This is a genomic window from Pseudoalteromonas sp. UBA2102, assembly GCF_002331165.1.
Lineage (GTDB): Bacteria > Pseudomonadota > Gammaproteobacteria > Enterobacterales > Alteromonadaceae > Pseudoalteromonas > Pseudoalteromonas atlantica.
This window is the reverse complement of sequence record NZ_DCYU01000071.1, coordinates 26,431-37,882: the sequence shown is the minus strand read 5'-3', so window position 1 is coordinate 37,882 and position 11,452 is coordinate 26,431. Positions and strand designations below refer to the sequence as shown.

Genomic DNA, 11,452 nt, shown 5'->3' with positions numbered 1-11,452 from the left:
TCTCGGCTAAATTGCTCATCGGGGTTTATTAACCAGTCTTTTAGTTGAGGTTGCGACTCTAAACTGCGAAAAGCAAAGTCGCTCAAAGCACATAATTTTACAACTTCTTCTTGTATAGGTTGCTGCGGATACAGCTGTGCAAAGCGTGTTGAGCCAAGTTTTTGTAATTGAATAGGAAGTTGCATTTTGTTACTCATCAATCCTCTCTTTTATATATGCGCTAACCATACTAGAATAACTAAAACCAAGAAAGGTTATCTCTACTTAGGATCAGCATGTCATATTTATCATTATCTAACACTAGTTTAGTTGCGATTGCCATTAGTTTTGCGGTTATATGCATTACTATTTTTAGTCTTAGAATTGTTGCTCAAATAAAAGCAAAACAGGCACTTAAAGATGAACTAGCGCAGCATGATAATTTTGCAATGGGGATTAGTTTCGCCTCAGAAATTACCGTGGTTATTGCCACTATGGCATTTTTATTTGATGAAATAAGTATGAGTACGGCACAACATAATCCATTAAAAGTGGTTATTTTAATTGTTCTATTATTTACATTTATAAAAGCCGGACATTTAATTCATAGAAAATGGATATTACATAGATTTAATGAAGAAGCTGCTATATTAAAGCAAAATGTATGCGCTGCATTGGTTGATTCTGGTATGTTATTAGCCAACTGCATTATTGCACTTGGCATGTATACCTGGACTCATGCACAAGGGTTTAGTAACTTACTTATTGCTTTTGTTAGCTTTTTTACGCTACAAGGGATGTTTGCACTAGATAGTAAAATACGTGAATACCGCTTCGCTAAAGCAAACCAAGGTGCCTCACTGCAAAGTAACTTTAACCTAGAAAACACCTCTATCGGAATTAGATATGCTGGAAAATCAATAGGTTTAGCTCTAGCCGTGTATGCTGGATTATCTAGTGCGGCCTTTCAAAATGGAAAAATGGTCGAAAATATATTTACACTGGTAATGCATTGCGGTGTAATGTGGGTGTTATTATATTGTTTAAGTTTTGTAATAAAATCCATTTCATTACCCAATATTGATGCCGCTTTAGAGGTCGACCATCAGGACAATATAGGCATAGCATGCATTGAGTTTGCTGTTTTTTGTGCTATAGGCTATTTACTTATTAGCATGTTTTCACTTTAACGCCACGCTATTAAATAAGTCGCCAAGCGCCCCGTATTTAGTTAACTGGCATAACACATTTGCATAAAGCAACGGGGCCCTATGTCATTTGAAGTAACTAACTATTTGTTAATTGATATAGATAACGAATTTAGTCGTACATTTGCCGAGTATTATTTTAAGCACGCGGCACCCAATACACCCAGCACCTTAATAGTTGCAGGCAGTAACACCCGTAAGCTAGTAAAAATGATGTTTGACGAACTCATTAAAGACTATTGCTATTGCGACCTAGAAAACGAAATTAGCGTATCTGAACTGGCCACTTACCTGCACGAGCACCACGATATTCAGGGCGTATTATTTAATAACACCGACTATCTACTTGCCGACGACAAACAACGTTTTATATATAACTCCCTGCATGAAAAACGCTACGTAGTTAGCTTTGACGACAACGGCTATACATTTAATCGTATTACTGACGAAGGCTTTAAAAATCACTTATCGTGCGATACCGATATTGCCGAAACACCTAAAGATTTAATCGCACTTGCCAAGTCACTTAAACAAAAATAAATAATTGCGTACAACGCCCTGCTTACTTACCATAGCGCTATACACCTTTACGCTATAAAATAAGTGACCCCCATGCGAGTACCTCATATTTATCAGGCATCGAGTATTGCCTTAAACACCCCGGTTTCTTTAAACGACGATGCAGCGGGCCATATTGGCCGCGTATTGCGCATGAAAGTAGGCGAACATGTGTCTATTTTTAATGGCGAAGGCGGTGAATACTTCAGTGAAATTATTGAGGTAACTAAAAAATCAGTTGTTGTTATGCCACAACGTTTTGATGAGCATGATGTCGAGTCGCCGCTTAAAATTCATTTAGGGCAATGCGTATCACGTGGCGACAAAATGGACTTTACCATCCAAAAATCTGTTGAACTTGGCATTAGCGAAATCACCCCTATTTTTAGTCAGCGCTGTGGCGTTAAACTCAGTGGCGACCGGTTAGAAAAAAAACACCAACAATGGCAAAAAATTGCAATTTCAGCCGCCGAACAATCGGGGCGTAACTTTGTGCCAGTTGTTCACACACCGGTTGATTTAAAGCAATGGCTTGAACAACAAACAGACGCCATTAAGCTCACTTTGCACCCTCGTGCCGAGCACAGCATTAAAACAATAACCGTTCCAAGCGCCGGTGTACGCTTTTTAGTAGGCCCTGAAGGCGGCTTTACTGATGAAGAAATGCTGCAAACTAAAGATCAGCACTTTGTTGATATTCGCTTAGGGCCGCGCGTTTTACGAACAGAAACGGCCGCTTTAACGGTCTTAAGCGCATTACAATTACAATTTGGCGATTTAGCTAATTGAAATAGCTCAATGGCACCCTCATATTAAAACTATTAGCACTCTAGTAGTCATTATAATTAGATTAAGGCACAGCGCATGGCGATAAAGTTAGGTATTATTTCTGATCCTATTAGTGGATTTAACATCAAAAAAGACACCGGTTTTGCAATGATGATGCAAGCGCAAAAACGTGGCTACGAAATTTACTACATGGAGATGGATGACTTATCGCTTCGCCAAGGTAAATCGTATGCAACCGCAGCAAAAGCGCAGGTATTTAACAACACCGAAAAGTGGTACGAACTTGAAGAAAAAGCCACAATCGCGCTTGCCGACCTAGACGTTATTTTAATGCGAAAAGATCCGCCGTTCGATACGGAGTACATCTACGCAACTTATATCTTAGAGCGTGCAGAGCAAGAAGGTACATTAATTATTAATAAACCACAAAGCCTGCGCGATGCTAACGAAAAGCTATTTACAGCGTGGTTTAGCGAACATACGCCAGATACGCTAGTAACACGCAGCCAAGCTCAAATACGCGCGTTTTTAGCTGAGCATAAAGACATTATTTTAAAACCACTTGATGGCATGGGCGGCGCATCTATTTTTCGTATTAAAGAAGATGATGCAAACATTGGCGTTATTTGCGAAACCTTAACTGAGCATGGTAGTCGCTTTGCCATGGTGCAAAATTACATTCCAGAGATCAAACAAGGCGATAAACGCGTATTGGTTGTTGATGGTGAAGTTATTCCGTATTGTTTAGCGCGTATTCCACAAAATGGTGAAACCCGCGGTAACTTAGCTGCGGGCGGCCGTGGTGAAGCCCGCCCCCTTAGCGAGTCAGACCTTAAAATAGCTCAAGCAGTTGCCCCTACGCTTAAAGAAAAAGGGTTAGTGTTTGTAGGGTTAGATATTATTGGCGACAAGCTCACCGAAATTAACGTAACAGCACCAACCTGCGTACGTGAAATTGAAGCCGCTTACGATATATCTATTACCGGTATTTTGTTTGACGCAATTGAGCGTAAGCTCGCTAAATAAACACCATTTAAAAGTCCATTAATTTAAGTATTTCATACAATTAATGGACTTTTTATACGCTACGTATATATCTATGCCATACTCAAAGTTCAATAAGTATTCATAAACTAAAAGGGTGAAATCTATGCAATCATTAGAAAATCATTTTTTAATCGCTATGCCGTCGATGCAAGACCCTTTTTTTAAACGTGCCGTTACCTATATTTGTGAGCACAATGAAGATGGGGCTATGGGATTGGTGATCAACCAGCCTATTGATGTGACCGTTGGTGAGCTTTTAGATAAAATAGAAATAGACAACGACAAAACCCAACAAGCCGCGCAAGTCTCTGTGTTTGCAGGTGGTCCGGTTAAAACCGACCGAGGTTTTGTACTTCATTCACCTCAGCCAGGCTACTCTGCAAGCCAAAAGCTTAGCAGTGATATAATGATCACCACATCAAAAGACGTACTTGCCAACCTGACCACCGCCCACGCACCTGAGCAATTTATTATTACGCTTGGTTATTCGGGCTGGGAGCAAGGACAACTTGAGAAAGAGCTTTTAGATAACAGTTGGTTGATCATTAAAGCCGATCCGAAGATCATTTTTGATACGCCGGTAGAAAAACGCTGGGAAAAAGCAGTTTCAATGCTAGGCTTTGATGTTAGCCAACTTTGCAGCGAAGCTGGACACGCTTAAAGAACGATAATGACGAAAAAAAACCTTAAGCCGCAAGGCCAGCGCACCGTAATGGGCTTTGACTTTGGCACCAAAAGCATTGGTATTGCCATAGGACAAGAACTAACAGGCAGTGCGTCTAGCTTAAAAGCGGTAAAAGCCCAAGATGGTATTCCTAATTGGGATCATATTGCGGTTCAAGTTAAAGAGTGGCAACCCGACTTAATGGTCGTCGGGTTACCCCTTAATATGGATGGTACTTCGCAAGAGGTAACCTTTAAGGCTAAAAAGTTTGCTAACCGCTTGCACGATCATTACGGCATACCGGTGCAAACACAAGATGAGCGACTGACAACCGCCGATGCAAAAGCGCGTTTATTTGAGCACGGTGGCTATAAAAATTTAGGGAAAGGAAATGTCGATAATATGTCGGCAGTGATTATTTTAGAGAGTTTTTTTGAAGCCAGTTATGGTGAATAAGTAATACCGCCTCCTTTAATTACGTAATCTATTTTAAAGGTAGAAAAACACCGCAGTGGTATAAAACGTTATAAGTAATTTTATCCATAAAAAAAGCGCACCGCGGCGCTTTTTTTATGGATAAAATACAGTGTTAATTGCTGTTTTTATCATCTAGTCCATCTATGGTTACACCTTGTAAAAATCCTGCACCTTGTTGCTCGTTATTGCGCAGCTTAATCATTAAGCGTAAATCGTTTGGCGAATCAGCATGATGCAGTGCATCGGCGTAATTAATACGTTGCTGTTTGTATAGCTCAAATAAGGCTTGGTCAAAGGTTTGCATACCCATTTCTTTAGACTTAGACATGGCCTCTTTTATGCCACCAATATCCCCATTTTTAATTAGCTCTGCCACCATGGGTGAGTTTAATAATATTTCAATCGCTGCTACACGCCCTTCCCCATCAGAAGTGGGAATAAGTTGCTGGGCAACAATGGCGCGTAAATTTAGCGCTAAGTCGTACTTAAGCTTGTCGTGTTTTTCTTTAGGCACTAAGTGCATAATACGGTCAATGGCTTGGTTGGCATTATTAGCATGCAATGTAGCCACACATAAGTGACCCGTTTCGGCAAAGCTCAGTGCGTATTCCATGGTTTCTTGCGAGCGTATTTCACCAATTAAAATAACATCGGGTGCTTGGCGTAAAGAGCTTTTAAGTGCCGACTCAAAGCTGTCAGTATCAAGCCCTACTTCGCGCTGAGTAATAATACTTTTACGGTGCTCGTGCACAAACTCAATCGGATCTTCAATGGTGAGTATATGGCCGCGCTGGTTGCGGTTTCTGTAGCCAATTAAGGCAGCCAGTGAAGTTGATTTACCCGTGCCAGTACCACCAACAAACAGCACTAACCCGCGCTTTGACATAATCACATCGGTAAGTGTAGAGGGCAGCCCTAAATCACTTATATCAGGTATTTGCGTTACAATGCGGCGAATAACCATACCCGCTCTATCGCGCTGCCAAAAAGCCGATATACGAAAACGCCCTTCGTCTGTGGCTATCGCAAAGTTACACTCTTTAGTGGTATGAAACTCGTTTTTTTGTTTATGGCTCATCGCTGACTCTACAAGCGCAAGCGATTGCTCATCACTTAACTTATCGTCGCTAAGAGCGATAAGCTCACCATTAATTTTTGCACTGACTGGTAATTGGCTAGAGACAAATAAATCCGAGCCTTTTTTATCAATCATTATGTTTAAAAAGTGATTTAAAGATAAATTCATAATATGTCCTTAGCCACCAAACTGGGTTTTATCTTGGGCTTTTTCTTTTGCGGCTGCGGTTGTCACAATACCGTGATTAACTAAATTATTTAAACATTGATCCATGGTTTGCATGCCGTGTGATGCACCCGTTTGAATAGACGAATACATTTGTGCAATTTTATCTTCACGAATTAAGTTACGAATCGCCGGTACACCAATCATAATTTCGTGCGCGGCCACGCGTCCACCGCCAATTTTTTTAAGTAGTGTTTGCGAAATAACGGCACGCAGTGACTCAGAAAGCATTGAGCGCACCATATCTTTTTCTTCACCTGGGAATACATCAATAATACGGTCAATCGTTTTTGGTGCCGAGGTGGTATGTAGCGTACCAAACACTAAGTGGCCAGTTTCTGCGGCGGTCATCGCAAGGCGAATAGTTTCTAAGTCACGTAGCTCACCAACGAGTATTACATCCGGGTCTTCACGCAGCGCGCTGCGCAGTGCATTAGAGAAGCTGTGCGTATCTCGGTGCACTTCACGTTGGTTAATAAGACTGAGTTTATTATCGTGTACAAATTCGATAGGATCTTCAATGGTGAGGATATGGTGATGTTTTGTTTGATTTATATAATCGACCATAGCCGCAAGCGTTGTTGATTTACCCGAACCTGTTGGGCCGGTAACCAATACTAAACCACGTGGGTTATCTGATATTGTTTTAAAAATATCTGGCGCACCTAAATCTTCAAGCGTCAGTACATCGCTGGGGATGGTACGAAACACCGCTGCAGGGCCGCGGTTTGAGTTAAATGCGTTAACACGAAATCGAGCAAGGTTAGGCACTTCAAACGAAAAATCCACTTCTAGATTTTGTTCGTAGTCCTTGCGCTGATTATCGTTCATAATGTCGTAAACAAGGCTGTTTACATCTTTGTCTGCAAGTGCAGGTATATTAATGCGGCGAACATCACCATCTACGCGTATCATAGGTGAAACACCTGACGATAAGTGTAAATCAGATGCTTTGTGTTGCACACTAAACGCTAATAATTCGGTAATATCCATTTATGACTCCACAACTAACTGATAAATATATGGTTACAATAGCAGAACGACTCACATCCGCCTACGCTAGAATTGCCAGCGCGGCTAAAAATGCTAAACGTAGTAGCGATGCTATTACGCTGCTAGCAGTATCAAAAACAAAACCAAGCGACGATATTATTGCTGCCTACGAGCATGGCCAGCGCCAATTTGGTGAGTCTTATGTTCAAGAGGCTGTAGATAAAATAGCTCAACTACACACATTTAGCGACATCATTTGGCATTTCATTGGCCCTATTCAATCAAATAAAAGCGCCCTTGTTGCTGCACATTTTGATTGGGTACAAAGCGTAGATAGAATAAAAATAGCTAAGCGTTTAAACAGTCAACGCCCAGAAAACCTAGCGCCTTTAAATGTGCTTATTCAAGTAAATATAAGCGCCGAGGAGGCAAAGTCGGGCTGCAGCGTAGAGCAAATCCCCGAACTAGCTGAGTTTATTGACCAATGTGAGCAACTCACTTTGCGTGGTTTAATGGCTATTCCGGCTAAAAGCGACGATCCGCGTGAGCAAAGTCAATCTTTTGAGCAATTACAAACTTGCTTTGATAAACTAAGGGCCCAATATCCTCATATAGATACGTTGTCGATGGGGATGAGCAATGATGTTGAAGCCGCCGTTAGCGCAGGTTCAACCATGGTGAGGATCGGCACAGATATTTTTGGAACTCGAACTTAAAAGGTGATAACAGACATATGTCAGATAAAACAATCGCATTTATAGGCACAGGTAACATGAGCTACGCCATTATTGGTGGCATGGTAAAAAACGGTTTTAATGCAAACAACATCATTGCTACAAACCGCAACCAAGAAAAGCTTGCCAAGGTAGCAGACGATTTCAAGGTGAAAACCACCAGCGACAATAACGAAGCCTTACGCGATGCTGATGTCATTGTATTGTCTGTTAAACCACAAATGATGGGCGATTTATGTAAATCGTTTCAAGAATCGGGTATCGACTTTAGTGATAAACTGTTTATTTCGGTAGCGGCAGGCTTAACCGTTAAGCGTTTACGCGAAATGCTTGGCCAAAACGTTAAAATGGTTCGTTGTATGCCAAACACGCCATCGCTACTAGGGCGTGGTGTATCGGGTTTATTTGGCGCAGATGAAACAGCCGAAGAGCACGACTTTGTACAACAAGTATTTGAGTGCACAGGTATTGTTGTTTGGGTAGAGCAAGAGTCGCAAATTAACGATGTCATTGCTGTGACAGGCTCATCGCCCGCTTACTTTTTCTTATTTATGGAAGCCATTGAAGAAAAAGCGAAAGCACTTGGCTTTAACGATGAAGATGCGCGCCGCTTAGTACAGCAAACTGCGCTAGGTGCAGCCGAAATGGCATTGAGCCAACCAGAGATAAGCATTTCGCAATTACGCGCTAATGTAACTTCTAAAGGCGGCACCACCCATGCTGCGGTTGAGCATTTAAAAGGCGAAGGCCTAGTGCAAACAGTTAGCGATGCAATGGATGCGTGTATTGCGCGTGCAATGCAAATGGAAAAAGAACTTTAAAATTACTCTTTATTGAAGGTTACACTATGAATGCCATGCAATTTTTGATCAGTACCCTGTTTGATTTGTTTTTAATGGTGGTACTACTGCGTTTTTGGCTACAGTGGGCAAAAGCCGACTTTTACAACCCAATGAGCCAATTTGTGGTTAAAGCAACCTCGTTTGCAGTTAACCCGTTACGTAAAATTATACCCGGGTTAGGTGGGCTTGATTTAGCCTCTCTATTGCTGGCATTTATTGTAGCCGTTGCCAAAATAAGTACTTTAATGTTGGTGATATACGGCGCATGGGCTGCGCAACCTGTGTTTATACAAGCACTTATTACCGTACTTAAAGAAGGCTTAAACCTTGTATTTTGGGTATTGATTATTCGCGCTATTTTAAGCTGGGTAAGTCAAGGTTATAACCCAATAGAAGCGGTTTTCCATCAGCTTACTGAGCCAATGCTCAAGCCACTTCGTAAAATTATTCCACCAATGGGTGGCTTAGATTTATCGGTGCTTGTACTAATTATTGGTATTCAGTTTTTACAAATGCTGCTAATGGACTTTTTAGCCTAAATTTTTTGTTATAAGCAAAAGAGGCCCTTTGGCCTCTTTTTTATATAGGACATCATAATGAACCGTTTAATTAAGTTTTGCTTTATTAGTTTTTTAGCCTTTGCTTTTAATGCCCACAGTGAAGACATGCAAGGCGCACAGTACAAAGAGCTGGGCCCTTGGCAAGTGCATTACATTGCTTTTCCATCTACCTTTATTCAGCCGCAAATAGCTAAAACATATGGCCTTGAGCGTAGTGGTTATAAAGGCATTGTTAATATTTCAGTTCTGAAAAACAATAGCGATAAAACCGCGCAAACCGCTCAGCTCAGCGGCACCGCAAAAAACCTACTCGGCAATAAGCAAGCCCTTACTTTTAAAGAAGTAAAAGAAGGTGAATCAATTTATTACCTTGCGCAAGTAGACTACACCAACGAAGAGATTTTACGTTTTGAGATAAACATCCAGCAAGGTAGTCAGTCTCAAAAACTCACGTTTCAGCAAAAATTTTACGTAGATTAAAAACATGACCAAAACATTAGTGCTTGCCACAGGCAACCCTGGCAAAGTTAACGAGCTGGCCAATATGCTTAGCCCGCTTAATATAAATGTGCTTCCGCAAAGCGATTTTAACGTAGACGAAGTGGCCGAAACCGGCACCACCTTTGTAGAGAACGCGATAATTAAAGCCCGCCATGCTGCTAAAATTACCGGCATGCCAGCCATTGCAGATGACTCAGGCTTAGAGGTAGATGGCTTAAATGGTGCGCCGGGTGTTTACTCAGCTCGTTTTGCCGGTGAAAGCGCCAGCGATCAAGACAACATAGATAAACTACTTAACGAATTAGCCGATAACCCAAATCGTAAAGCCCGCTTTTGGTGTGTGCTGGTATTAATGCGCCACGCCGACGACCCTACCCCACTTATTTGCAGCGCAAGCTGGGAAGGCGAAATTACACAAACCCAAAATGGCGAAGGCGGCTTTGGTTACGATCCGGTATTTTTTGTAGCAGAGCAAAACTGTACCAGCGCCGAGCTCACCAAAGCGCAAAAAAATGCGGTGAGTCATCGCGGCCAAGCACTTAAAAAGTTATTACTAGAGCTACAAAACAAAGGCGGCCTGTGAACCTTCCACCACTGAGCTTATATGTGCACGTACCTTGGTGCGTGCAAAAATGCCCCTATTGCGACTTTAATAGCCATGGGCAAAAAGGCGACATTCCTGAAGCTGAATATGTTCAGCATTTAATTGACGACTTAAAAGCCGATTTGCACTTGGTGCAAGGGCGTAAAATTCACAGTATTTTTATTGGCGGCGGTACACCAAGCTTATTAACTGGCGATGCATACACCCGCTTGTTAAACGAAGTCGATAACCTAATTGGCTTAAGCGACAACTGCGAAATAACCCTTGAGGCAAATCCTGGTACCGTAGAAACCGGGCGCTTTAAAGAGTACGTTAAAGCGGGTATTAACCGTATTTCTATTGGCGTGCAAAGCATGCAAAACGACAAGTTAAAAGCACTTGGCCGTATTCATGGTGCCGATGAAGCGCACTACGCTGCAGAGCAAGCTAAGCAAGCCGGGTTAAATAGCTTTAACCTTGATTTAATGCATGGCTTACCGGGGCAAAGCCTTGACGATGCACTGAGCGATTTAAAAAAAATAATTGCTTTAAACCCGCCACATATTTCCTGGTATCAGCTCACTATTGAGCCTAATACACAATTTGCATCCAAACCGCCCACTTTGCCACAAGATGAAACCCTATGGGATATTCAAGAGCAAGGCCAAGCACTACTTGCTCAAGCCGGTTACATACAATACGAAATATCGGGCTATGCAAAGCCAGGCTTTCAATGCCAACATAACTTGAATTATTGGCGTTTTGGCGATTATCTCGGTATTGGCTGTGGCGCTCATGGTAAGGTGACTGATGCAAAAACCGGCATTATTACCCGTACTGAAAAAATTAAGCATCCGCGCGGTTACATGGATATGCTTAAGCCGTACTTGTATAAAAGCTGGCAAGTAGAGCAAGACGATTTAGCCTTTGAATTTTTTATGAATCGCTTTCGCTTAGTCGAGCCTTGCCCTATTGATGATTACAGTGCGCTGACTAATCAGCCATTGCAAAGCCAACAAGCAGCGTTAACTAAAGCAATAAATGCAGGTTTGTTAATACAAGAAAACGGCCACTGGCAAGTTAGCCTCAAAGGGCATCGTTTTTTAAATGACCTGCTAGAATTGTTCGTGTAGTGGTTTTAACCACGCGCGATAAACATAAAATACAAGCAAATAAATATAATACACCCTAATGGGTTTCTAACAACAAAGGGA

At 41.7% G+C, this 11,452-nt stretch carries 15 protein-coding genes; 12 read left to right on the top strand and 3 right to left on the bottom strand.

The features are described 5' to 3' along the window. Positions 1–197 (bottom strand): hypothetical protein (locus tag B2R65_RS09775; RefSeq protein WP_286742213.1); only part of this gene is annotated, 197 nt, incomplete at its 3' end. Between the two features lie 78 nt (positions 198–275). On the opposite strand from B2R65_RS09775, the gene B2R65_RS09770 reads away from it, so the two are divergent. The 6 genes from B2R65_RS09770 to ruvX all read left to right on the top strand — a co-directional run bounded on the left by B2R65_RS09770 (position 276) and on the right by ruvX (position 4,701). After that, the gene (locus tag B2R65_RS09770; protein ID WP_138611331.1) at positions 276–1,169 is read left to right on the top strand and encodes a DUF350 domain-containing protein; all 894 of its coding nucleotides are present in this window, start codon (positions 276–278) and stop codon (positions 1,167–1,169) included. 81 nt (positions 1,170–1,250) lie between these two features. Continuing rightward, positions 1,251–1,727, top strand: coding sequence for a hypothetical protein (locus B2R65_RS09765; protein ID WP_004586846.1), 477 nt, complete (start codon positions 1,251–1,253; stop codon positions 1,725–1,727). A gap of 72 nt (positions 1,728–1,799) precedes the next feature. Then, positions 1,800–2,534: a 16S rRNA (uracil(1498)-N(3))-methyltransferase gene (rsmE, locus tag B2R65_RS09760; protein WP_024031543.1), complete on the top strand. Its 735-nt coding sequence runs from the start codon at positions 1,800–1,802 to the stop codon at positions 2,532–2,534. A gap of 75 nt (positions 2,535–2,609) precedes the next feature. After that, a complete protein-coding gene (gshB, locus tag B2R65_RS09755; RefSeq protein ID WP_126005926.1) occupies positions 2,610–3,560 on the top strand; it encodes a glutathione synthase in 951 nt (316 codons plus the stop codon). Between the two features lie 124 nt (positions 3,561–3,684). Further along, positions 3,685–4,242, top strand: coding sequence for a YqgE/AlgH family protein (locus B2R65_RS09750; protein WP_004586843.1), 558 nt, complete (start codon positions 3,685–3,687; stop codon positions 4,240–4,242). A 9-nt stretch (positions 4,243–4,251) separates the two neighbouring features. Beyond that, entirely contained in the window at positions 4,252–4,701 is a 450-nt protein-coding gene (ruvX, locus tag B2R65_RS09745; RefSeq protein ID WP_138611332.1) for a Holliday junction resolvase RuvX, read from the top strand. A gap of 133 nt (positions 4,702–4,834) precedes the next feature. On the opposite strand, the gene B2R65_RS09740 is transcribed toward ruvX, so the two are convergent. Both B2R65_RS09740 and B2R65_RS09735 read right to left on the bottom strand, forming a co-directional pair. Then, complete coding sequence (locus B2R65_RS09740; protein ID WP_138611333.1) at positions 4,835–5,968, bottom strand: PilT/PilU family type 4a pilus ATPase; 1,134 nt, start codon at positions 5,966–5,968, stop codon at positions 4,835–4,837. 9 nt (positions 5,969–5,977) lie between these two features. Continuing rightward, on the bottom strand, positions 5,978–7,018 hold the full coding sequence (locus B2R65_RS09735; protein WP_004586840.1) for a type IV pilus twitching motility protein PilT: 1,041 nt from the start codon (positions 7,016–7,018) through the stop codon (positions 5,978–5,980). A 2-nt stretch (positions 7,019–7,020) separates the two neighbouring features. Between B2R65_RS09735 and B2R65_RS09730 the strand changes: the two genes are divergently transcribed. The 6 genes from B2R65_RS09730 to hemW are packed head-to-tail and all read left to right on the top strand — an operon-like array spanning position 7,021 to position 11,371. After that, the gene (locus B2R65_RS09730) at positions 7,021–7,734 is read left to right on the top strand and encodes a YggS family pyridoxal phosphate-dependent enzyme (protein ID WP_138611334.1); all 714 of its coding nucleotides are present in this window, start codon (positions 7,021–7,023) and stop codon (positions 7,732–7,734) included. A gap of 17 nt (positions 7,735–7,751) precedes the next feature. Continuing rightward, complete coding sequence (gene proC / locus B2R65_RS09725; RefSeq protein ID WP_004586838.1) at positions 7,752–8,573, top strand: pyrroline-5-carboxylate reductase; 822 nt, start codon at positions 7,752–7,754, stop codon at positions 8,571–8,573. A 26-nt stretch (positions 8,574–8,599) separates the two neighbouring features. Further along, entirely contained in the window at positions 8,600–9,133 is a 534-nt protein-coding gene (locus B2R65_RS09720; protein WP_004586837.1) for a YggT family protein, read from the top strand. Between the two features lie 57 nt (positions 9,134–9,190). Further along, entirely contained in the window at positions 9,191–9,634 is a 444-nt protein-coding gene (locus tag B2R65_RS09715) for a DUF4426 domain-containing protein (RefSeq protein WP_004586836.1), read from the top strand. Between the two features lie 4 nt (positions 9,635–9,638). After that, positions 9,639–10,238, top strand: a complete 600-nt coding sequence (locus B2R65_RS09710) for an XTP/dITP diphosphatase (RefSeq protein ID WP_138611335.1) — start codon at positions 9,639–9,641, stop codon at positions 10,236–10,238. Next, entirely contained in the window at positions 10,235–11,371 is a 1,137-nt protein-coding gene (gene hemW / locus B2R65_RS09705) for a radical SAM family heme chaperone HemW (protein ID WP_024031536.1), read from the top strand. The genes B2R65_RS09710 and hemW overlap by 4 nt, the downstream gene beginning before the upstream one ends. Positions 11,372–11,452 lie beyond the last annotated feature (81 nt).